This window comes from Mycolicibacterium pallens (assembly GCF_019456675.1).
GTDB lineage: Bacteria > Actinomycetota > Actinomycetes > Mycobacteriales > Mycobacteriaceae > Mycobacterium > Mycobacterium crocinum.
The window spans coordinates 1,752,039-1,773,508 of the sequence record NZ_CP080333.1; the positions used below are offsets into that span (position 1 = coordinate 1,752,039).

The 21,470-nt window shown below is 64.7% G+C and carries 25 protein-coding genes, 1 tRNA gene and 1 pseudogene; 13 read left to right on the forward strand and 14 right to left on the reverse strand.

Going from position 1 to position 21,470, the window contains the following annotated elements:
• Positions 1-28: 28 nt before the first annotated feature.
• The 4 genes and pseudogenes from K0O64_RS08580 to K0O64_RS08595 form a co-directional block, all read right to left on the reverse strand.
• Entirely contained in the window at positions 29-481 is a 453-nt protein-coding gene (locus K0O64_RS08580; RefSeq protein WP_071946768.1) for a response regulator, read from the reverse strand.
• A complete protein-coding gene (locus K0O64_RS08585) occupies positions 478-2,067 on the reverse strand; it encodes a sensor histidine kinase (protein ID WP_071946766.1) in 1,590 nt (529 codons plus the stop codon). The genes K0O64_RS08580 and K0O64_RS08585 overlap by 4 nt, the downstream gene beginning before the upstream one ends.
• The gene (locus tag K0O64_RS08590; RefSeq protein ID WP_071946764.1) at positions 2,064-3,275 is read right to left on the reverse strand and encodes a PP2C family protein-serine/threonine phosphatase; all 1,212 of its coding nucleotides are present in this window, start codon (positions 3,273-3,275) and stop codon (positions 2,064-2,066) included. Before K0O64_RS08590 ends, K0O64_RS08585 begins: the two co-directional genes overlap by 4 nt.
• A gap of 120 nt (positions 3,276-3,395) precedes the next feature.
• A pseudogene (locus K0O64_RS08595) lies at positions 3,396-3,907 on the reverse strand (hypothetical protein).
• 48 nt (positions 3,908-3,955) lie between these two features.
• Here K0O64_RS08595 and K0O64_RS08600 point away from each other — a divergent pair.
• Entirely contained in the window at positions 3,956-4,303 is a 348-nt protein-coding gene (locus K0O64_RS08600; protein ID WP_071946758.1) for a hypothetical protein, read from the forward strand.
• Between the two features lie 7 nt (positions 4,304-4,310).
• Here K0O64_RS08600 and K0O64_RS08605 read toward each other — a convergent pair whose 3' ends face one another.
• Positions 4,311-4,502, reverse strand: a complete 192-nt coding sequence (locus K0O64_RS08605; RefSeq protein WP_071946756.1) for a hypothetical protein — start codon at positions 4,500-4,502, stop codon at positions 4,311-4,313.
• 34 nt (positions 4,503-4,536) lie between these two features.
• Between K0O64_RS08605 and K0O64_RS08610 the strand changes: the two genes are divergently transcribed.
• From K0O64_RS08610 to K0O64_RS08620, 3 genes are read left to right on the forward strand one after another with little or no spacing between them, the layout of a single operon-like run.
• A complete protein-coding gene (locus K0O64_RS08610) occupies positions 4,537-5,394 on the forward strand; it encodes an LLM class F420-dependent oxidoreductase (RefSeq protein WP_096312756.1) in 858 nt (285 codons plus the stop codon).
• Between the two features lie 9 nt (positions 5,395-5,403).
• The gene (locus tag K0O64_RS08615) at positions 5,404-5,835 is read left to right on the forward strand and encodes a hypothetical protein (RefSeq protein WP_071946754.1); all 432 of its coding nucleotides are present in this window, start codon (positions 5,404-5,406) and stop codon (positions 5,833-5,835) included.
• A gap of 11 nt (positions 5,836-5,846) precedes the next feature.
• Positions 5,847-6,179 (forward strand): cupin domain-containing protein, encoded by a 333-nt coding sequence (locus K0O64_RS08620; RefSeq protein WP_071949998.1) that lies wholly within the window; start codon positions 5,847-5,849, stop codon positions 6,177-6,179.
• Between the two features lie 4 nt (positions 6,180-6,183).
• On the opposite strand, the gene K0O64_RS08625 is transcribed toward K0O64_RS08620, so the two are convergent.
• Genes K0O64_RS08625 through crcB (K0O64_RS08635) form a run of 3 tightly spaced genes read right to left on the reverse strand, consistent with a single transcriptional unit; the run spans position 6,184 to position 8,002 of the window.
• Positions 6,184-7,245 carry a putative PII-like signaling protein gene (locus tag K0O64_RS08625; RefSeq protein ID WP_083542686.1) on the reverse strand — a complete coding sequence of 354 codons (1,062 nt, stop codon included), beginning with the start codon at positions 7,243-7,245 and terminating at the stop codon, positions 6,184-6,186.
• Positions 7,242-7,607, reverse strand: coding sequence for a fluoride efflux transporter CrcB (gene crcB / locus K0O64_RS08630; protein ID WP_071946751.1), 366 nt, complete (start codon positions 7,605-7,607; stop codon positions 7,242-7,244). Before crcB (K0O64_RS08630) ends, K0O64_RS08625 begins: the two co-directional genes overlap by 4 nt.
• Positions 7,604-8,002, reverse strand: coding sequence for a fluoride efflux transporter CrcB (crcB, locus tag K0O64_RS08635; RefSeq protein ID WP_096310765.1), 399 nt, complete (start codon positions 8,000-8,002; stop codon positions 7,604-7,606). Before crcB (K0O64_RS08635) ends, crcB (K0O64_RS08630) begins: the two co-directional genes overlap by 4 nt.
• A 68-nt stretch (positions 8,003-8,070) precedes the next feature.
• On the opposite strand from crcB (K0O64_RS08635), the gene pgm reads away from it, so the two are divergent.
• The 7 genes from pgm to K0O64_RS08670 all read left to right on the forward strand — a co-directional run bounded on the left by pgm (position 8,071) and on the right by K0O64_RS08670 (position 14,165).
• On the forward strand, positions 8,071-9,705 hold the full coding sequence (gene pgm, locus K0O64_RS08640) for a phosphoglucomutase (alpha-D-glucose-1,6-bisphosphate-dependent) (protein ID WP_071946747.1): 1,635 nt from the start codon (positions 8,071-8,073) through the stop codon (positions 9,703-9,705).
• Between the two features lie 285 nt (positions 9,706-9,990).
• Positions 9,991-11,253: an MFS transporter gene (locus tag K0O64_RS08645; protein WP_071946745.1), complete on the forward strand. Its 1,263-nt coding sequence runs from the start codon at positions 9,991-9,993 to the stop codon at positions 11,251-11,253.
• Between the two features lie 52 nt (positions 11,254-11,305).
• A tRNA-Ala gene (locus K0O64_RS08650) sits at positions 11,306-11,381 on the forward strand.
• 497 nt (positions 11,382-11,878) lie between these two features.
• A complete protein-coding gene (locus K0O64_RS08655; protein WP_051659898.1) occupies positions 11,879-12,877 on the forward strand; it encodes an ABC-three component system protein in 999 nt (332 codons plus the stop codon).
• Positions 12,870-13,421, forward strand: a complete 552-nt coding sequence (locus K0O64_RS08660) for an ABC-three component system middle component 2 (protein ID WP_051659897.1) — start codon at positions 12,870-12,872, stop codon at positions 13,419-13,421. Before K0O64_RS08655 ends, K0O64_RS08660 begins: the two co-directional genes overlap by 8 nt.
• Positions 13,405-13,791, forward strand: coding sequence for an ATP-binding protein (locus tag K0O64_RS30285; RefSeq protein ID WP_036339737.1), 387 nt, complete (start codon positions 13,405-13,407; stop codon positions 13,789-13,791). The genes K0O64_RS08660 and K0O64_RS30285 overlap by 17 nt, the downstream gene beginning before the upstream one ends.
• Positions 13,695-14,165: a hypothetical protein gene (locus K0O64_RS08670; protein ID WP_125477408.1), complete on the forward strand. Its 471-nt coding sequence runs from the start codon at positions 13,695-13,697 to the stop codon at positions 14,163-14,165. The genes K0O64_RS30285 and K0O64_RS08670 overlap by 97 nt, the downstream gene beginning before the upstream one ends.
• Before the next feature lie 128 nt (positions 14,166-14,293).
• On the opposite strand, the gene K0O64_RS08675 is transcribed toward K0O64_RS08670, so the two are convergent.
• The 5 genes from K0O64_RS08675 to K0O64_RS08695 all read right to left on the reverse strand — a co-directional run bounded on the left by K0O64_RS08675 (position 14,294) and on the right by K0O64_RS08695 (position 19,302).
• The gene (locus K0O64_RS08675) at positions 14,294-15,559 is read right to left on the reverse strand and encodes a tyrosine-type recombinase/integrase (protein ID WP_036345900.1); all 1,266 of its coding nucleotides are present in this window, start codon (positions 15,557-15,559) and stop codon (positions 14,294-14,296) included.
• The gene (locus K0O64_RS30290; RefSeq protein WP_081844992.1) at positions 15,559-15,819 is read right to left on the reverse strand and encodes an excisionase family DNA-binding protein; all 261 of its coding nucleotides are present in this window, start codon (positions 15,817-15,819) and stop codon (positions 15,559-15,561) included. The genes K0O64_RS08675 and K0O64_RS30290 overlap by 1 nt, the downstream gene beginning before the upstream one ends.
• An 82-nt stretch (positions 15,820-15,901) precedes the next feature.
• Positions 15,902-17,299, reverse strand: coding sequence for a replication initiator (locus K0O64_RS08685; protein WP_168214926.1), 1,398 nt, complete (start codon positions 17,297-17,299; stop codon positions 15,902-15,904).
• A gap of 80 nt (positions 17,300-17,379) precedes the next feature.
• A complete protein-coding gene (locus tag K0O64_RS08690) occupies positions 17,380-18,906 on the reverse strand; it encodes an FtsK/SpoIIIE domain-containing protein (RefSeq protein WP_225933664.1) in 1,527 nt (508 codons plus the stop codon).
• A gap of 12 nt (positions 18,907-18,918) precedes the next feature.
• Positions 18,919-19,302: a hypothetical protein gene (locus tag K0O64_RS08695; RefSeq protein ID WP_036339731.1), complete on the reverse strand. Its 384-nt coding sequence runs from the start codon at positions 19,300-19,302 to the stop codon at positions 18,919-18,921.
• Between the two features lie 243 nt (positions 19,303-19,545).
• Here K0O64_RS08695 and K0O64_RS08700 point away from each other — a divergent pair, with 243 nt between their 5' ends.
• Positions 19,546-20,265 (forward strand): helix-turn-helix domain-containing protein, encoded by a 720-nt coding sequence (locus tag K0O64_RS08700; protein ID WP_047329669.1) that lies wholly within the window; start codon positions 19,546-19,548, stop codon positions 20,263-20,265.
• Positions 20,266-20,285: 20 nt separating this feature from the next.
• Positions 20,286-20,756: an NUDIX hydrolase gene (locus K0O64_RS08705; RefSeq protein WP_036339726.1), complete on the forward strand. Its 471-nt coding sequence runs from the start codon at positions 20,286-20,288 to the stop codon at positions 20,754-20,756.
• A 16-nt stretch (positions 20,757-20,772) separates the two neighbouring features.
• Here K0O64_RS08705 and K0O64_RS08710 read toward each other — a convergent pair whose 3' ends face one another.
• Entirely contained in the window at positions 20,773-21,315 is a 543-nt protein-coding gene (locus K0O64_RS08710) for an HD domain-containing protein (RefSeq protein WP_036339723.1), read from the reverse strand.
• Positions 21,316-21,470: the final 155 nt, after the last annotated feature.

The window sequence follows — 21,470 nt, forward strand, 5'->3', positions numbered from 1 at the left end:
CCCGCGAGGATTTGCTGACCGCCGGCTGTCACCGGTTCTGGCCGCCCCCCGGCAGGCGGACCACCTGGACGAAGAACTCGTCGATCTGGCGTACGGCGCTCATGAATTGGTCGAGGTCCACCGGCTTGGTGACGTAGGCGTTCGCGTGCAGCTTGTAACTGCGCAGAATGTCCTCTTCGGCCGAGGAGGTGGTGAGCACCACCACCGGGATGGTGCTCAGGTCGTCGTCGGACTTGATCTTCTCCAGCAGTTGGCGCCCATCGTATTTGGGCAGGTTCAGATCGAGCAGGATGAGGTCGGGTCGTGAGGCGTCGGCGAACTGGCCGCGCCGGTAGAGATAGTCCAAGCCCTCTTCGCCGTCGTGAACGACATGCAGCGTGTTCTTGAGCTTGTTGTGTTCGAACGCTTCCCGGGTGATCAATTCGTCGCCCGGGTCGTCCTCGATGAGCAGGACATCGATGGCGCGACTGTCGTCGGTCATGAAGAGCTTCCTTCCAATTGCGGCTCGTGCTCGAGTTTGGTCATGGCGGGGAGGGTGAAGCGGAAACGGGTCCCGCCGTCGTATGACGTGTCGATGGCAATGGTGCCGCCATGGTGCTCGATGATCTTCTTGACCAGTGCGAGCCCGATTCCGGTGCCCGCGTAGGCATCCCGGCCGTGCAGCCGCTGGAAGATCACGAATACCTTCTCGACGAATTCGTCAGCGATGCCGATTCCGTTGTCCGAAAAGGTGAACAACCACTGTCCGTCGTCATCGTCGGAACCGGCTTCGCAGCTGATCGCGATGCGGGGCGGCACGTCCTCGCGGCGGAATTTCACCGCATTACTCACCAGGTTCTGCCACAGCATCGTCAGCAGCGTCGGGTCTCCCATGACTGTGGGGAGCGGGCCGGAGCGGGTGATCTCGGCGCCGGTCTCCTCGATGGCCGTGGCCACGTTGGAAATCGCCGCATCCAGCACCGTATCGAGGTTCACCTTGACCTGGGTGGAGTTGAGCCGGCCGACCCGGGAGAACGTCAGCAGGTCGTTGATCAGAACCTGCATCCGCTTGGCGCCGTCGACGGCGAAATCGATGTACTGCTGGCCGCGTTCGTCGAGCTGATCACCGTACCGCTTCTCCAGCAATTGGCAGAACGATGCCACTTTGCGCAGCGGCTCCTGCAGATCGTGGGAGGCGACGTAGGCGAACTGTTCCAACTCGGCGTTGGACCGGCGCAGTTCGGCGGCTTGTTCATCCAGTTGTTCGCGAGCCTGGCTGGAGGCCTCCAACTCGTCGACGATGCGGCGTCGCATGTCCTCGACGTCGGTGGCAATCGAGCGAATGTCTCTGGGGCCCTCGGGAACGATTTGCTCGGCGAAGTTGCCGATCGTGATTCGCCGGCATGCGGCGGCCAGCGCTTCCAGAGGGCGGGTGACCGCGTTGCGAATCAGAATCGCAATCGCAAGCCCGGTGATCAAGAATGCGGCGATCATCGCTGCGAGCACCCGGTCACGCCAGCTCTTGACGGTGTCGAGCTGGTGGAGCGCATCGTTGCGAGCAGTCGACAGATGCTGGTTCTGGGTGTCGAAAAGTGACCTCAGCGTGTCGAATTGGGCTTTTCCCGCATCGGCCGTGGATTTGGTCACCACACTCGGGGAACCAGGAGCCACGCCGGCGATCATGGGGTCGGCATACTGGGTGCGCCAGGCGTCGGTGGCCTTCTCGATCGCGTCGAGGTCGTCCAGGATCTGGGAGCGGCCCTTGGCGTGGTCCCGAATCGATTGCGCGGCAGTCTGTTCGGTGCGCTGCCCGTCGTAGTACGGCGTGAGGAATTGCGGATCGGCTGCGATGACGTATCCGCGCACCGCGGTCTCCTGGTCGCGCAGTGCTGCCTGCAGCTGATACGCCGCCACCCGAATGGGTTGGAGTTCGTCGACCAGCTGGCGGTTCATCTCGTCGGTCCGGTTCAACAGCACCGCCCCGAGCAGCGCGCCACCGAACACCACCACGCCGACCACCAACAGCACGACGTTGAGCCAGCCCCGCACCGTCATGCCAGACAGCCGGGTGCCCGCGACCTCCTTCATCGGCTGGTCCGCTGCACGCGTAGGACCGCGATGTCGTCGGTGATGCCGCCGTGCGAGGCGGCCAGCGCTTCGGCCCCTTCGATGAGACCGTCGACGAACTCCGGCCCGGGCAGGTCGGCGATCGAGCGGGCGAGCTCCAGGAGACCTTCTTCGCCGAGTCGCTGCTCGCCGATCCCCGAGTGGCCCTCGAACAGCCCGTCGGTCAGCAGTACCAGCCCATGGCCGTCCGGCAGCTCCATCTCGTTCAGCGGCCATTGCTGTGCGCCCAGGCCCAGCGCGGGCCCGGCGGGCGGCTCCAGCCATTCGACGGTGCCCGGTCCGTGCAGGAGCATTCCCGGGTGGCCGGCACGGACGGCGGTGAACCCCCGCGAGTCGGGCCACAGCGCCACGCTGAGCACCGTCGCGAAGATTCCGGTACCCGCGCGCTCGGCGCGCAGGACCTGTTCGAGACGGCGCATCCGCTCGTTGCCGCGCAGGCCGGCGAAGGTCAGCGCCCGCCAGCCGATTCGCAGTGCCGCGCCCAGGGCCGCCTCGTCGGGACCATGCCCGGCCACGTCACCGACCATGACGTGCACGGTGCCGTCGGGAGTCTGCACCATGTCGTAGAAGTCGCCGCCCAGCAGCGCGTTCTCCCGGCTGGGCCGGTACTGCATGACGATCTCGACGCCCGGGTTCTCGTCCAGCAGCGGCAGGGGAAGTAGGGCACGCTCCAGGCGCGCGTTCTCCTGGGCCCGCAGCTGAACGGTGTGCAGATCGACGGCGGTCAATTCGGTGCGCTTGCGCTCGATTGCGTAAAGAACCGAGCGGTGCAGCGTCTCGGGTTCGACGTGGCCTTTGACCAGGTAATCCTGCGCGCCGGACGCCATAGCCGACATTCCGAAGTGCTCGTCGTTGAGCCCGGTCAGCACGACGATCGGCAGGGTGGCGTCGATTTTGGTGACGCGGTCGACGGCGGAGATGCCGTTGGCGTCGGGGAGGTTGAGGTCCAGCAGTACGCAATCGGGCCGGTGGACGGCCAGCTTGTCCTGGGCGATCGCGATCGATGCCGCCCATTCCACGGAGATGTCGGCGCCCGCTTCGGAGATCAACTCTTCGACCAGGATCGCGTCGCCCTGATCGTCCTCGATCAGCAGCAGCGAAATCGGTCGATTGCTGGCGCCGGCGAAACCGGCTGGATTCAAAGCCTGTGGATCATAGGGCGAGCGCATGAAGGGATCAGATCCTTAAATTCAGATCGGCCGCGCTTTGACCTAGGTATTCGTTTAAAGAACACACCGACCCTACCGGCTGGGCCGTCCACACCCAACCCGGGCGGGTCGCAGTGCAGGTCAGGGGCGTGCCGAGCCGGTCAGCGGTTGCCCATCTGCGGGCTGCAACAGGCAGATCACTGTGCTGGGGTAGGGGTTGTCCGACGTCCGGTCCTGAACAGAGTCGATGAGGTAGGTAGTGGTGTAGCGGCCCGCGGCTGGATCGGCGCCGGTGTAGTGCGCCAAGCCCGTCGCGCATTCCCGCCTCGCGACGTCGTCGAGGGCCGCGTTGACCGGAATCGGCACCCGTAGATAGGCCTCGGCCAGATGGGGTCGGGCGCAGTCGACCACCCCGACCATCACCACCGCGGGATCCGAGGGCGGCGGGTCGGACAGGCAGTCACCGGCGTTCAGGTCGACCCATTTCAGGTGCGGGGCTGCTGGACCGGCGCGGCGGCCACCGTGGTGGTGGCGTTCGTCGAGGTCGACGTGCTGGTCGGAGTCAGCGTGGGCGTGGTGTCCGCGCTTCCGCCGCAGCCCGCGGCGGACACCATCGCCACACCGATCACCATGCCCCACGCCGTGCTGCGCATCACCCCCTGTTTACCGCAGCGCACTGGCCGGGTACATGCCTTCGCACCATGACAATCACCAAGTTGACTGCCAAGGTGGCGCTTGCTGCTGCAGCCGCTGCCACCACTCTGAGCGTGGGCGCAGGCCTGGCTCAAGCCGACCCGCACGGTCCCCCCGGACCGCCCTGGGTCCCGGGCGGACCCGGGGTCAATGCCGGCGCGCCCGGCAACCCGCTGCCGCCCGGCCAGGGCTACCTGCCTCCGCCGGGACATCGCGCCGACTACGACGACGTCGTCCCGGTCTGGGCGCCGCCCGCGCCGCCGCCGCCCCCGTGGGCGCCGTGGCTGCCCGTCGTCTGGAACGCGGACCTGCCGGCGTGGGGTGTCTGGTGGAACGGCGGATTCATCCAGCTGTAGCCGTCTGTCAGAAACTGCTCTCGCGACCCCGCACAAACTCCAGGAGTGCGGGGTCGCTCGAGCTGAACCGGTCGACTTCCTCGCCGCCGTCGCAGCGGTACAGACCGACCGTGACCGAATGCGCATGACGGTCGATCACCGCCCAATGCGCGCCGGTGTCCTCCCAGCGCTGGAGCACTGCAACCGGGTTATCGTTCATGACCCCCATCATGACCCGTGCGATGATGCGCAGTATGCGGCTCGGGTTGCACGCCCTGGGTATCGGCACCGGCGCCGAGCCTGCGGTGATCCGGGCGGTGGCCGGTGCGGCCGAGCGCAGCGGATTCGCCACCTTGTGGGCGGGCGAGCACGTGGTGATGGTCGACGAATCCGACTCGCCGTACCCGTACTCCGACGACGGCACGATCGCGGTGCCCGCCGATGCGGACTGGATCGACCCGATGATCGGGCTGGCGTTCGCCGCATCCGCCACGTCCAGAATCGGACTGGCCACCGGCGTCCTGCTGCTGCCTGAACACAACCCGGTGATCGTCGCCAAGCAGGCGGGCAGCCTCGATAAGCTCAGCGGCGGCCGGTTCTCGATCGGCATCGGAATCGGTTGGTCGCGTGAAGAATTCGAAGCCCTCGGAATTCCCTTCGAGCGACGAGCCGCCCGTACCGCCGACTACGTTGCCGCGATGCGGACCATCTGGCGCGACGACATCGCCTCCTATACAGGCGAATTCACCACCTTCGCGAGCATCCGGGTGCACCCCAAACCACAGCAGCGCCGAATTCCGGTCCTGTGCGGCGGCAACAGCGATGCCGCACTGCGGCGCGTCGCGCAGTGGGGTGACGGCTGGTACGGCTTCAACCTGCGCGACGTCGACGACGTCGCAGCCAAGGTCGCGACGCTGCGGGGGTTGTGTGAGCAGGTGGGGCGAGACCCCGCCGAGTTGCGACTGTCGGTCGCGCTGCGCGAACCCCGGGCGCCGGAGGCAGGCCGTCTGGCAGAGTTGGGTATCGACGAGCTGGTGCTGGTCGCCTCGCCGCCGCAGGATCCGGTGGCGGCCGCGCAATGGGTGACTGACCTGGCCACGGATTGGCAGTGAGGGAGCGCAGTGGACCACTGGAGTGCGGCGGCGGTGGCGGCGGTGTTCATCTGGCTGGGGATGGTGCTGGCCATCTCGTTCCTGGAGGCGCCGCTGAAGTTCCGTGCCCCCGGTGTCACCATCCCGCTCGGACTGGGCATCGGCCGGCTCGTCTTCCGGGCTCTCAACACCTGCGAAGCGATTCTGGCCGCGATCGTGGTTGTCGCGTTGGTGGCGGGTACCCCGGGCACGGGGGTGGTGGCCGTAGCGGTGGCCATCGCCGCGCTGTTGGCTCAAGTGATCGGCGTGCGGCCGGCGCTGGCGCGGCGTTCGGACGCGGTGTTGGCCGACGCCAGCCAGGCCGAGGCCGGACGGTCGCGTGCGCATTACGTCTATGTCGTGTTCGAAGTGGTCAAGGTGGTGGCGCTGCTTTTCAGTGGCGTTCTGCTGCTTAACATTTGATGGAGGAAGTCATGGAATCAACCTCACTGACCCAACTCGCGGACGAACAGCTGGCTGCGGCCCGCTCGTCGAACAGCGGTCGCGCCGCGCACACCGTGCACGGCGGCCACGACCACCAGCTGCGGCAGACACTGATCGCTCTGGCCAGCGGCCACGAACTCAGCGAACACCATTCGCCAGGGGAGACCACGCTCCAGGTGCTGCGCGGCCACGTGCGGCTGGCCACCGCAGACGACTCCTGGGAGGGTCATGCCGGTGATCTGCTGGTGGTGCCACGCGACCGGCACGGCCTGCAGGCGATCGACGATTCGGTGGTCCTGCTGACGGTGCTCGCCGACAGCTGATCGGTCAGTACCGGTAGTCGGCCAGGTCGGTCGCGCCCTGGCGAACGTCGCCGTCGAGCAGCAGCAGCGCCGGCACCATCTCGGAGGTCACCAGACCGTGTCGACCGGTCACACCGTCGATGAGGTCGAAGCACTGGGCGATGACCTCTGGGGTGTCGACGACGATGGTCGTCACCGGAACCTGGCGGCCGTACTGAATCAGCTTGTCGCCGTGTGGTTTATGGTCACCGTGAAAGCCCCAGATACCGCGCAGCACGGTAGCGCCGCCGACGGTCTTCGATTCCCACAGCCGTCGCACCAGTGCCCGGTGGATCGGTACGCCGTCGTGGTGAGTGGCCGCGTCGGTGTGAATCGTCAACTTCTGGCGCAGGTCGCGGCCGTGCGCATCGACGGCGGGCAGGGCCGGCGGCCGCGCCAGCAGTTCACCGTCGCGTTTGCACACCTGGACGCGTTCGAGCGTCACCAGCGGTTGGTCCATCAACGCCTCGAGTTCGGGCAGGGCGTTTCGTGCCTGCGCGGCCGACCCGACGGCGATGATCGTGATCGGCACGTCGGTGTTCCCGCTGAAGAAGCGGGCGCGGCGCCGTCGACCGTTGGCGGTGCCGTCCACGCCGAGGTACACGGTTGCCCCGGCGAAGTGGTGGCGGTGCAGCAGATCGCAGACCGCGTAGAACGCGGCCGCACCGTTGATCCGGTGCCGGCGCCCGACATAGATGGTGAGCTTGACCCCGTTGTCGCCCTCGGGTAGTTCACCGGTGTAGAGCCGGGCCCGCTCCAGGGTGATCAGGCCGCGGGGCGTCATGGTGACGACATCGTTGATCAGCCCACCGATCGTCTCCGCGGTATCGACGGCGGCGATCGCGACCGGTGGATCCTCGGACAGCGTCAGCGACTCGTCGCTGCGGATGACGTGCCGCGGACCGAAGCTGGCGATGCCGCGCAGCATCACACTGTCGGCCACTTCGCGCTGCGCGTACAGGTCGAGCATCGACTCGGCCAGGAAGCGGGATCCGTCGCGCTGACGTTCGCCGAAGAAGGCGGTCAGCTTGAGATAGGTGTCGCTCACAGCAGGCTCGCAATCCATTGGCCGAGCAGCGCGGCGGCGACCCCCAGCACGACGCTGACGACGAGATTGGCCAGGGCAGGCCAGATCTGGCGTTCCTCGGTCAATCGCTGGGTCTCCAGCATCCAGGTGGAGAAGGTGGTGTACGCCCCGACGAAAGCGGTGCCGGCCAGCAGCGCGGCGTGGTGACTCAAGGTGAGCCCGGTGACGAAACCGAGCAGCACGGCACCGGTGATGTTGACCGCCAGGGTGCCGAACGGGAACGACCGCGCTGCCCGGCGGGCGACCGCCCGGTCGACCATGAACCGGGCCACCGAACCCAGTCCGCCGATCACCATCACCCCGGCCCAGATCGCGACCGTCATGCGCGGATCCTGACCCGACGGACCAGAGCCGTCGCGATGTAGACAGCCAACAGGCCCGCGGCGATGCTGACCACGGTGTACGCGGCTGCCAACCCGTAATGGTGATGCTCGATCATCTTCAGCGTCTCGACCTGCATGGTGGAAAACGTCGTGAGCCCGCCGCACAGGCCGGTACCCAGCAAGGGGCGGCGGTAGCTCGACAGCGGCAGGCGCTCGAGCAGGCGGGTGGTGAAATAGCCCAGCAGGAATGCGCCGACGATGTTGACCCCGAACGTCGCCCACGGCCAGCGCGCGGGGTCGTCGGCGAAGACGGTCGCAAGAACTGCGCGCGCCAGGGTTCCCACCGCGCCGCCGACGAACACGGCCGCCAGTTCTCGGTTGTCATGACCGAACACGGGCAACTCCCTTAACCGTCGATAAATCCGCGAGCAAGTATCACCCGAGGAAAGGCAGAATTGGGGCCATGGCGGCTAACCCCCGCGCCGGCAAGCCGGCGCTTCCCGAAGACCTCGTCGATCTGCCCCATCTGGTCACCGCGTACTACTCGGTGAACCCCGATCCCGACAACATCGACCAACAGGTGGTGTTCGGCACCTCTGGGCACCGTGGCTCCAGTTTGGACGGGGCGTTCAACGAGGCGCACATCCTGGCCACCACCCAGGCGATCGTGGAGTACCGGGCCGCGCAGGGCACCACCGGGCCGTTGTTCATCGGCCGCGACACCCATGGGCTGTCCGAGCCGGCCTGGGTGTCGGCGTTGGAGGTGCTGGCCGCCAATGACGTTGTCGCGATGATTGATTCGGCCGACCGCTACACCCCGACTCCCGCGGTCAGCCATGCCATCCTGACGTTCAACCGCGGGCTGAGCTCTGGTTTGGCCGACGGCATCGTCGTGACCCCGTCGCACAACCCGCCGCGCGACGGCGGATTCAAGTACAACCCGCCCAACGGCGGACCGGCCGACACCGATGCCACCGGCGCGATTGCCAAGCGCGCCAACGAGATTCTTCGCGGCGGCCTGAAAGACGTGAAGCGGGTGCCGCTGGCCCGAGCGCTTTCACATGCCCAGCGCCACGACTACATGGACGCCTACGTCACCGATCTGCCCAACGTTGTCGACATCCACGCGATCCGCGCCGAGAAGATTCGCATCGGCGCCGACCCGTTGGGCGGGGCCAGTGTCGACTACTGGGCGGCCATCGCCGAGCGGCACAACCTCGACCTGACCGTGGTCAACCCGTTGGTCGACGCCACGTGGCGGTTCATGACGCTGGACACCGACGGCAAGATCCGGATGGACTGCAGCTCGCCCAACGCCATGGCATCGCTAATCGCCAACCGCGAGTCGTATCAGATCGCCACCGGCAATGACGCCGACTCCGATCGGCACGGCATCGTCACCCCCGACACAGGGCTGATGAACCCCAACCACTATCTGGCTGTGGCGATCGACTATCTGTACTCGCACCGGCCGGACTGGCCGGCCAGCGTGGCGGTCGGCAAGACCGCGGTCAGCTCGTCGATCATCGACCGGGTGGTGGCCGGCCTGGGCCGCAAGCTCATCGAGGTACCGGTGGGCTTCAAGTGGTTCGTCGACGGATTGATCAGCGGCACAATCGGTTTCGGAGGCGAGGAATCGGCAGGCGCATCATTCCTGCGGCGCGACGGCTCGGTGTGGACCACCGACAAGGACGGCATCATCCTGGCGCTGCTGGCATCGGAGATCCAGGCGGTCACCGGGTCGTCGCCATCGCAGCGCTACGACGAACTGGCCGCCAAGTACGGGGCGCCGGTCTATGCCCGCGTCGACGCCCCGGCGAACCGGGAGCAGAAGGCTCGGCTGGCCAAACTGTCGCCGGAACAGGTCACCGCCACCGAGCTGGCCGGCGAGCCGATCACCGCCAAGCTCACTACCGCCCCCGGCAACGGCGCTTCGCTGGGTGGGCTGAAAGTGACCACCGCCGACGGCTGGTTCGCCGCGCGGCCGTCGGGCACCGAGGACGTCTACAAGATCTACGCCGAGTCGTTCAAAGGCCCAGAGCACCTGGCGGAGATGCAGGAAGCCGCCCGTGAAGTGGTGAATGCCGTCATCTCGTGAGCCGGGCCGACCGCTGATCTTCGCGGCGTATTGACGCATGAGTGGATAGCTAATAAATGAGTATTCACCTCATTCTTCGACAGGTACTGGCACAACGGGGATTCGGCACGTTAGATCATGATCACGGCATTCGAGGGCAACCCCCCATCTCTCGGCTGCCGGGTGCCCGCCCTGGGCTGCTTGACCCCCCTTGTGGCCCAGGACGGGCGCTTTGCGTTCGGCACCGATGGGTCGCCTTGGCTGCGCGGCTGAAGAGCAATGCGGCCGTCCTAATACAGTCATCTGGTGAGTTCTGTCGCGGAGGGTGACTGTCCCTCGGAAGCCGAAGCCAAGCTTCCGCGGGAAGTCTGGGTTCTGATTGCCGCCAACGCGGTGATCGCCCTGGGCTATGGCGTCGTGGCACCAGTGCTGCCGCAGTTCGCCCGCAACTTCGGCGTCAGCATCAGCGCCGCGACTTTCGTGATCACCGCGTTCGCGTTGATGCGGCTGTGCTTCGCGCCGGCCTCCGGAATGTTGGTGCAGCGACTGGGGGAGCGGCGCATCTATGTCAGCGGCCTGCTGATCGTGGCGTTGTCGACAGGCGCCTGCGCGTTCGCCCATACCTATTGGCAGCTGTTGGTGTTCCGGGCGCTGGGCGGTATCGGATCGACGATGTTCTTCGTCTCCGCGCTCGGCCTGATGATCCGGATCAGCCCGCACAACGCCCGGGGCCGGGTGGCGGGGATGTTCTCCAGCGCGTTCTTGGTCGGGTCGGTGGCCGGTCCGCTGTTGGGCAGCCTGACCGCCGGGCTGGGCCTGGCCGCGCCCTTCCTCATCTACGGGGCGGCGCTGTTGATCGCGGCGGCGGTGGTGTTCATCAACCTGCGGCACTCGCACCTCGCTGCGCCGGCGCCCGCCGACGAGTTGACGGTGACCCTGCGCGTCGCGCTGCGGCATCGGGCGTACCGGGCGGCGCTGTTGTCGAACTTCGCGACCGGTTGGTCGGCGTTCGGGTTGCGGGTCGCGCTGGTGCCGCTGTTCATCACCGAGGCGTTGCACCGCGGGCCCGGGGTCGCGGGTGCGGCGCTGGCCACCTTTGCGGCCGGCAATGTCGCGGCGGTGATCCCGTCGGGGCGCCTGTCCGACCGGACCGGGCGGCGACCGCTGCTGATCAGTGGATTGGGATTGTCGGGGTTGACGACGGCGGTGGTCGGGGCTGCGACGTCGTTGCCGGTGTTCCTGGTCGGTGCGTTCATCGCCGGGGCGGCCACCGGGGTGTTCACCGCGCCGCAGCAGGCCGCGGTGGCCGACATCATCGGTAAGGCGCGCGGGGGGACGGCGGTGGCGACGTTCCAGATGATGTCGGATCTCGGCTCGATCGCCGGCTCGTTGGGGGTGGGCGAGATCGCCCAGCATCTGTCGTTCGAGTGGGCATTCGCGATCAGCGGTCTGATCCTGGTGGCGGCGTCGGTCGGGTGGCTGCTGGCGCCGGAAACCCGAGATAGTGAGCCGTTGGAGCACACGCCGCCCCGGCCACTGGGGCCGGAGGCCGCTGGCGAGCTGCCCTGACCAGCGATTTTGAAGCGCGCCTACCGGTGGTGTAACTTCGGTGGGCACACCTGGGGCTATGGCGCAGCTGGTAGCGCACCACACTGGCAGTGTGGGGGTCAGGGGTTCGAATCCCCTTAGCTCCACCAGGCAAAACAGCACTCGATTGAGTGCTCAGAAGGTCGTTTGACGACAGTTCTGACGACAGTTCGGTTCATCTCAGCCGTGAGCAGGAGCGCATCGCCCCCTTCTCATCAGCTCCCGGATGGCCGCCACGGCGCTGTCGGTCAACACAGTCCGCCCCTGCGGCGTGACGGCCCCTGCGGTGTGGCGGGGTGATGGCCATGCCATTGGTCCCAACCAACCAGCGGCGGTCAGCGTCCCCGCTCCGATCGTCGAATTTCCGTCACGCTGCAGCATGATGCCTGCTCGCGAACCGTGAGCCTCCCGGCCGGGGCATGTCGTGTCTCGGCTGGCGATCCTACGACTTGTCGTATCCTGACCGCCGGGAGGCAAGAGTCGGTTGAACGCAGCTCAGAGCGGAGATAGCCAGGCTCCTGGGGGTCCCTCTAGTGGTCTTCGCGACATACCAGAACCCCTACATGGAGAGACTGGTGTCGCGCTGTCCGGGCCACCAATATCGCCCATGGCACGCATTTCCCTGTACGACGACGTCCAATGGGAACTATTCATCCTTGAATGGGTGCATGCCCTGAGATCCGGCTACGTTCAGGTCAAGCGGTTCGGTGGAGCCGGTGACAGGGGCGCGGACATTGCGGCGTTCAAGACTGCAAACGGCCTAGAAGGTGCTTGGGACTGTTTCCAGTGCAAGCACTATGCAGAACCTCTCGCCCTAGGAGACATACTTCCCGAGATTCTGAAGATCTTCGTGGCAACTGTTGTCGGAGAGTGCGTTCTGCCGGACAGCTACCAGATCTTGGCTCCCCGCGGTTGCAGTACAAACTGCGGTCGGATGCTCAGCAGCCCGCAGAAGTTGAGGAAAAAGTTCCTCGACCACTTGGCCGACGACGACAGCACCCTCGCGAGGGGCCTTGAGTCGGACCTCGTCTCTTCGGTTCAGGAACTGGCGTCGGTCACGGATTTCTCGATGTTCCGATCCGTCGAGCTGACTGATGTGCTTGAACTGCATAAGACAACTTGTTGGTACAGCGACCGATTCGCCACAGCGCTTCAGCCGCGACCCGCTCATGTGCCAGCTCCCGGTGACTTGGCGACACACGAACGGAGATACGTACAACAACTGGTTGATGTTTACGCCGAAGCACACCCCGAGGAAAGCCTCCAACCCGAATCAGTGGCATCAAATCCCAGAGTGGGCGAACGCTTTCGCCGCCACCGCGAGAACTTCTACAAGGCGGAGGCGCTACGAGTGTACGCGCGGGATTCAGTGCCGCCGGGGACTTTTGAGCGATTGCAGGATGACATTCATTCGGGTGTTATCGATGTAGTCGAGGACCACCACGCCACGGGCCTGAGACGTTTGACGAGTGTGCTTTCGCTAGTTGGACAGCTGGATCTGAGTCGGCATCGTCTGATTTCGGTGGTCGAGATCGATGATCGACAGGGCATGTGCCACCAGCTGGCGAACGTCGATCGGATTCAATGGATGTCGCGCAATGAATGACTACGACAATCGGGCACCGAACGGTCCAGCGGGCGACCGTCGGAGGCCGCAAAGCATCAATGAATCGCCGCTGAACGGCCCTTTGGAGGTCGGCATCCGCGTGTTGATGATCTTGACCCAGGCCTTCCCAGCTGAACTCGACCTGAATCAGCTTGTCCTGCTTGATCACTTCGTGCTCCACAGCAGGGACGTCGGTGGCCCTGAAAGTCTGCATCCGGCTCTGCCGATCCGTGCAGGCGAGATTGCGGCCAAGCGTGAATCTATCGAGGCAGGAATTGGTCTTCTGCTGAGGCTGCATCTCGCCGAGATTGCGGTTGGAATGAACGGGGTGCGGTTTCTTGCCGGCGACGGCGCCCTGCACTTCGTGGGAGTCTTGGGCTCGTCGTACTCACATCGCTTGCGCGATCGTGTCGGATGGGTGTTGGGAAGTTTTCCCGATCTGGACGAAGCGAATCTGCGACGGCAGACAAAGGCGATATTCGATTCCTGGTCCGAAGAATTTCACTGGCCCGATACGGACGGGAACAATGGCAAACCGCATTAGCCTGACGCATCTGACTTTCGTGGGGCCCGGCAAGGCTCCAGCGACGGTTGATTTCGGGCCACGAACGACTGTCATCCATGGTCCCTCTGACACAGGGAAGTCGTTCATTGTCGACGCCATTGACTTCATGCTTCGTGGTTCCACTCTTCGGGAGATTCCGCAGCGCGCGGGCTACAGCACAGTCCTATTGGGAATTCGGACGCCGACTGGTGAAGACGTCACGCTCACCAGGGGGGTCGAGGGCGGCAGTTTTGGCTTGCTGGAGGGAGTACTGTGCGGCGCTTCTCTAAAGCGATCGGTGAGAGGCTTTCCGCGTGGCAGGTCCCTGATGGTGATGAGGTCCGTTATGACCGGGATGAGCAGGATCTGATAGCGGGCGATCAATTACGCTCTGCTCACGGTAAAGGCGTTCGCGCAATCCTCCACTCCGCCTTCACCATTGGCCTTGCTCAGTATTGCTTTGAAAATGATCTTCCACACCCTGGATTTGTCGTTCTGGATTCACCATTGGTGACCTATCGCCCACCGAAGCCTGGCGAAGCCGTCGATCGTGAGGTTCTCGACATCGGCATTGCTGCGCGGTTCTACGACGACATTCAGCAGTCGGTTGGTGGGCAGGTCATCATCATGGAGAACATGGATCCACCATCTGGACTCCGGAAGGAGTCAACCGACGTATTTTTCACAGGCGTTGCGGGGGAAGGCCGATTCGGCTTTTTTCCGTCTCAGCCGTTGCCGTCGTAACCAGAGACCTTTGATATTTCGACAACGGCAACGTCATCGTCGGCTTGCGGCACTCGATCGCGCGTCGTTGCGGTCGACTTGTACGGACTCGAAGCTGAACGTATCCGCTGAATTCCATCAGGCGAACGCTACCCGGTTTCGTCGCCAAGGCTGTTGGAGGCGAACAGTGAGCCCATCGAGTCCAAAGCATCCCGTTGAACGGCTTCGATGACCTCGACATAGGTTCCCGTCGTCACCGTGATTGAGCTGTGGCGCAGAATCTTCTGAACCGTCGCCGGCTGAACTCCCATTGTGAAGAGCAGGGTGGCGCACGAGTGTCGGAGGTCGTGGACGCGAAGTTGCGGCACCTCCGCCTTCGCGCACAGGCTGTGGAACATTCGGTTGACGTTGCGCGGCTCCAACGCGCCGCCCTTAGGGGTCGTGAAAACCAGTCCCGTGTCGCGCCACGTTGATCCGGCGGCCAGGCGCTCCTCCAGCTGGCGCCGGCGGTGGTTAGTCAGAATCGGCACAAGCGTCCGAGGTACTGGCAGAACTGCGACGGATCCTTCAGTTTTGACGTTCTCAAGCTTCAGCTGGCCGTCCACGCGGTGCAACGCTCGCCTGATTGTAATCCGCTCAGCGTCTAGATCGACGTCGGACCATTGCAGCCCGAGCGCCTCACCACGACGGAGTCCCATCGACAGCGCGACTGCCCACAGTGCATAAAGTCGCGTCGTCTCAGCGGTCTTGAGAAAGCGCATCGCCTCAGCCCGCGTGAAAGAGCGCACCTTCCGGTCATCGGTCACGCGCAACTGAACGAGTCGGGCGACGTTGCGGCTTAACATCTCTTCGTCGACCGCATCCTGCAGAGCAGCCCGCAAAACGCGCAGAATGTGGCGAATCGAGCTGGCAGACAACGCGTCGTTGCAGCACTTGGCAGGCACGAGAGCGCAGCACCGTGCCTGCGACTTGCGCCCTCGCGCTGCGTCCTTCCCTTGGGCGCAGCATTGGCATCGGGTCTGCAATCCGGTCAGCCATGCGCGAATATGCGAGGCCTGCAGTGACTTCAGCTTCCGATTGCCAATTCCCGGGATGATGTGCAGGCGCACGTCGCCCTCATAGGTCGCATACGTCGTGCGCCGAACGCTAGGCTCCGCAATGTGCTCTAGCCAGTAGGTCATGTACTCAGCGACCGTCAACGTCGTTGTTGCAGTGGGTATGCCGCGTCGCTGTTGATCGAGAACCTTGCCGAGTTCGTCCAAGGCGGCACGCTCACTATCGCCGTAGACGCTGATGCGCTTCCGTCGTCCGTCCGGCGTGTCGACGAAGACTTTCGCCTCCCAGCGCCCATCACCTCGTCGGTACACGCCGCCCTGGCCGTTCGCGTTGCGACGTGCTTTCCCACCTGCAGCCATCACGCGGCTCCTTCAATCAAGCCGGATAGGTAGTCGTCGAAAGACTGCCGCACGATCCGCCGGCACCTACCGATCTGTACCGATCTGACACGTCCGTCCCAGATCAGCCGGTACACCATCCATCGACTGACTGCGAGACGATCCGCCGCGGCCTGCACGGTGATCAGCTCAGCACTGAATTCAGTATGCATCCGTTTTCCTCTCCGTGTGGAAGTAATTCGGAATGCCGGCGTACGGCTTGTGGGGGTGAAGTAACACATACGGGTTGTGCTGCGGGCGAGGCAATTTCAGCTATTCGCAGGGTCCCGGGACCGGTCTTCTCGCGATCGAATACGGGCGTAGTCATGTCGACCAGTCTGGTGGCGAGGATTGATCGTGCGTCCAGCGATTCGCACGGACGATGTGGCGATGTTCGATCATTCGGTGCGCCGCAGACACGACCAAAGTGCGTTCACCGAGATTGCCCAGCCCGGCTCGATCGAATGTCCATTCCACTTCTTCTTCGGCACCGTGAAGCGCCCGATCATGTTCGTCGGTCGCGAGGTCTGAGCGGTGGCGTTGCTCCCGAGTCCACTCAGCTCGATGCTCGCGCAGCGCACTCATCGTGGTGGAGAACAGCCGGGATTTGGTGGTGATATGCCCACGAAAGCCGAGAGTGTGCAGCCAGCGGTCTATCTCCGAGTAGGCGCCATGATCGGCTAGATCGAGAATTGTGGTCAGAATCGCCCGGATATGTGTGGGGACGTCTAAATCGGGAACGGCGAGCGGTGACATCCGTCGGACCCCAACGCCGAAGTCGGCGACGGATTTGGTCACGTACTTGGCCAGGTAGGCCGGGACCGACCGACGCGACTGGCGAGGTGTTGCCCCGCCGCAGTCACTACTGTCCGACCGCAATGGCCGCGCATCCGTCTGAGTGCCGAACTGTATTACACGGCTACTGATTTCAGCGCCGTGTGCTGGGGCGGCGACAGTGAGTGCGACGCCGCTTGCGGCCTGATGGATTAGGAGGGCCAGGTCGGTGGCTGTGATTGAGGACTTGGGTGGTGTTGGGGCTTGGCCCGGCTGTGGCGGCTCGTCGAGGCGGATTACGGCGTGGAAGTGCGGGATCGCCCGACGTTGCATCTCGGTCACCTTCACGAAATTGATTCGGGCAGCGGTGGGGGATTCGCCGAGCGCGCGTAAGCGTCTACGCAACAGCCGGCGCAGGGCGATGGTGAAGCGCCGCCACAGTTCAGGGGCATGCCAGGCGAACAGGACATGCCCCATGTAGTCGTAACAGTCCTCGCAGAGCGGCTGACCGACATGAGCATCGCCCTCGTGGTGGATGGAGCTGCACCACAGGGGTCTCCCGTGCTGGCAACGTTGGTGGGCATTCCGGCCCCGGTCGTGGCACCGCCGAGCCTGGCCTCGCTGGCCGTCATCGCGTGTGGTGTGCACGGCCCCGAAACTGGGCGCGGTCAGCGTGACGAACACCTGAGGGTGTTCGGCGACTGTGGGCGGCAGATCGTGATGGCCACCGTGCACGCCGGCGTGTACGAGTTGCCAGGTATCGCGGGCATAGAGATCAGAGCAGGACGGGCAGGCGACAGCGCGTCGGTTGTTGCATCGGGTCCACACCCGAAGCTCGCGACCGAAGCTGTCGGTTCCTGTCAGACGGATCGGATTCGCACAGAACCCAGCATTCTCCGCTTTATTCCACCAGGTCTCGAAGTCGCGGGAGGCGGCGCGACGCACCATCTGCGCCACCACGCCGATGGTGTCGGTACCGGCCGGAAGGCCTGGCAGTGTCGAAACCGCAATGCCCAGCGCAGCAGTGGTCACGACTGGCGACCTTCAGTCTCGGCGGTCCGAGGATGCGCTCTTGTGGGGGCAAAGCGAGCGACGAGATCATCAATGGCGGAATCGGTGACGTGGAAGGCCCGAACTCGCAACGGTTCAGCGTTGCCGTCAGTGCAGACGTAACCGACACCGGGAGTACCGGTGGAGATTCCATCACACAAGGCGCCGGCTTCTCGGGCGGCGGCTCCGAGCACCATCGCGGTCTGGGTGGCTTCACTCATGCGCAGCCCGACCCGGATGGAGAAGAGCTGCCGGATGGGCAAAACATCTTTAGACGGGTCCTGTACCGCGGCGACCACCGAGATACCGACTGCGCGGCCCTGGGACAGCAGCAGCCCCAGCAGCTGCTCAACCTCGGCGCGTGTTCTGCGGTCCCCGAGATAGGCAGTCAGCGAGGCGATTTCGTCGATAATCAATACAATCAGTGGTGCGGAGACACTCGGAGTGTGAAGCCGAGTCTTCCCCCGCAGCCGTTGCGCACGTTTCTGCATCACCGCGACAACCGCCCGCAGCGCAGCGAGTGTCTGTTCACCGTTGTCATGGGCGAGCGAGGTGAACAACACTTGTCCGCGCCCGAACTCCATCCCTCCCTTGGGATCTACGACGACGAGGCGTGCGCAGCCCGCCCGCACGGCGGGGCCGACGGCGGCAATGATTGACCAAAGCACCGAGCCCTTGCCCGAGCCGGTCGCGCCTGCGACCAAGATGTGCTGTCCCAGTAGCGGTAGGCGCCAACGCTCACCGGCCTCGGTGAGCCCCACCCACAGGCGGGACAGGTCCGGTGTGGTGCCCCTGGCCGGACGAGGAAGTTGGATGGGTGTCGTCAGCGGATCGCCGTGATGGGCGGTGATGCGGATCGAGCCCGGTCGGGTCGAGCGAATGGTCACCCGCTGGGCGCTCAGCGCTTCGGCTAACGCGTCACCTCGGGATTGCCAGTCGGCCAACGACTGGCCCGTGAGGATGCGTACCTCGAGAACGTCGCTCGTGACACCGATCGTCACCGAACGCAGAATCGGCACCATGACGTGACCGTCGAGACCGGCGGTCAGGCCACACAGCGTGCAGACCGTGGCCCATCGGCCTCGATAGATACCCCATGTGCGCCACTGGACCCGCAGACGTACCGTCACCCACTGACGGAACGTTTGGGGGGATAACAGAAACCAGCTGAACAATGCGAGAGCCGACCAGATCGCCGCCAAGAGGCCGACCAAGGGACCGCAAGTGACGGCCATCCAGACGCTTGTGATGGCCGGAATGCTGATCATCGGAAACAACACCGACGCCCATACCAGCGCAGCAGTCGCTTTGCCAAGCGCCGTGGCTGCACGGAGGGCAATGTCATCGGAGTCCGAGTGGTTCGGAAGAGAGCGGTTGGAGCGGTGAGCTCGTGGGTGGCCAGGCATGGCAGACCTTCCGGCAGGCTTGCGGGATCGGGGTAAGGAGAGGCTTCGGCCGAGCGGGCGCAGCACCACCGTCTCTTGGTGTTGCGGTGCTGCGCCCACTCGACGAAAGGGTCAGGCGGCCGGCTTGCTCGTGCCGCCGGGTACGCCGCTCGGTGACGCATTCCGAGGTGCGGCAACGACTCCCGCCAGTGGTGCACCTGAAGCGCGGATCGCTTCAGCGCGGAACGCGACTCCGCTGCGACTGTCCTGGCTCCACGGCAGGGCAACCAAGCCCTCGATGTGGATCGGCTGCCCGACCGTCACATTCGGGTCGCCGGCAACCGTCACGGTGATGACGTCGCCGCCCGTGGAGTCCAGCGCCATCACCTGGACCTGCCACAGCGGCAGACCCGTCTCGCGATCCAGCTTCGGCTGGCCGGTGTCAAACGCGATCCGCTGTTCGGGTGCCCGCGTGCACACAAATGACACACCGCCGGTGTTAATACGTAGTTTCATTCCAACTGTCCTTCCTGCTGTTTTCTCGCGACCGCTCGGCCGCGACCACCAGTTCAGGCGGACAACTCGGACATTCCCAGGGCATCAGTTAGACAAAGCGGACAGACGCCTGGACAACGCGGACACTCGGACGACAATCGCGCGCCAACTTTTGTGCTTTGGGCGTCGCTAACGCTGGCACCGCGCTCCTAGCATGAGCAGATCGAGAAGCTACCTGTTCCTAACCACGCACTGACGACGCGAATGAGTGAAAAGGGTTTCAGCGAAGCCAGACTCGCAACAGCCGCCGGTGTCGACGTCAAGACGGTGGGCCGCTGGGTCAGGGGTGAATCACTGCCCCAGGCGGTCAACGCGCGCGCCACCGCCGACGCACTGGGCTGTGATCCGCAGACGCTGTGGCCAGACATCTTTCCCACCCTGCGCCCACCTGGTACCGGCACGGTCGCGGTCAGTGTGTACCGAAGCCGCGCGGACGTCCCTGTCGCCGTGTGGACCCAACTGTTCGGCGGCGCCGCCGAGCAGATCGACATCCTGGTCTACGGGGGCACCTTCCTCTTCGACGGCATTCCCAGGTTCTGCTCAACGCTCGCAGTCGCGGCCGAACGCGGAGTCGCCATTCGCTTCATCGTGGGTGATCCCGATTGCGCTGCGGTAAGCCAACGCGGGGAAGAGGAGACGATTGGCTCAGTTCTAGCAGCTCGCTGCCAGATCACACTCGCACGATTGGCTTCACTCGCCGACGCCCCAGGCTTGGAGGTGCGCACACACGCCACACCGCTGTACACGTCGATGTTCCGCGCGGACAACACCCTGATTGCCAACCCGCACCTATACGGTGCTCCCGCCAGCGACAATCCCGTCCTCTTTATTCGACGTGACGACGCGCCCGAGCTGTGGCGCGATCACCAACTCTCTTTCGAACGGGTGTGGAACACCGCCCAACCATTACCCACGCACGCCTGACCTGCCGATTGGAGAACCGTATGGCCCGGACCGACTACTACAACGATCCCCACGCGCCAGCCGCAAACAGTGTGGTGCCCTCCACCACCGCCGTCGTCACCGATTCACATGATCGCATCGTGCTAATTCGCCGCCGCGACAATAACCTTTGGGCATTGCCGGGTGGCGCAATGGAATTGGGCGAATCCATCGTCGACGCGGCGGTTCGTGAAGTGAAAGAGGAAACCGGTCTCGACGTCGAGATCAGCGGACTCATCGGCGTCTACACCAATCCTCGCCACGTTATGGCCTACGCCGACGGTGAAGTCCGTCAACAGTTCTCGCTGTGCTTCACCACCCGGCTGCTCGGTGGACAGTTGCGAGTCGACTCGGAAAGCACCGACATCGCCTGGACGTCACCAGGCGAACTTGCATCTTTGGACGTCCACCCCTCGATGCGGCTGCGCATTCAGCACTACCTTCAACGCCGCGACAGCCCATACCTCGGGTAGCCCGGCAAGGTCGTCTCTAGCCGGCGGAGGCACTAACTCGTGCTGCCGCCGCCAACAGGCTCGGCGCCGCCCGCTCGATCGCACGATGCACAGGATCCCCATCGGGGTAACGCGACAGGATCTCCGTGACTCGATCTTCAGCTCGCACAGGCGAGCCCTGCGGGCCAGTGGTCAAGTCCGCGCACGTCAGCACGTCTAGTAACAACGACGGAGGTGCCGTGAACTCGGCCAGCGCGTCTAAGAGGCCGCGCTCCCGCGCCTCGAACACCGCGCCCGTGTGATAGGCCACCAGCGAGACCACCACTGCGGGAAAGCCCTCGTCGCGGACGAACACTGCGCCGTCGACGGGGTGGAAACCAGTCGATCGAACTGACGGCGCATAGCCAACATCGTGAAGCCACGCGGCAGCCACCACCGCGTCGGCATCCATGGCGCCCAAGCCGACGACCAATCGCTCCGCCGTCGCCGCGACTCCGCAGACATGGGCCCACCGATGCGGCAGATCGGCCAGTCGCTCCTCGGCGATCGCCCGTGCACGTGCCGCGTCCGTCACCACGATGCAAGTCTACGAATGTGCCCGACACAGCACCGACGCGATTTGGGCGAAAGATCCACGCCGCGGCGGCTCCCGTCCGCTGGCGCTCCCGTCCGCCACCACGGACCGAAAAATGCCTATCGGATCGAGGCTGTGAGAACTTTCTCTACTGTTATCAA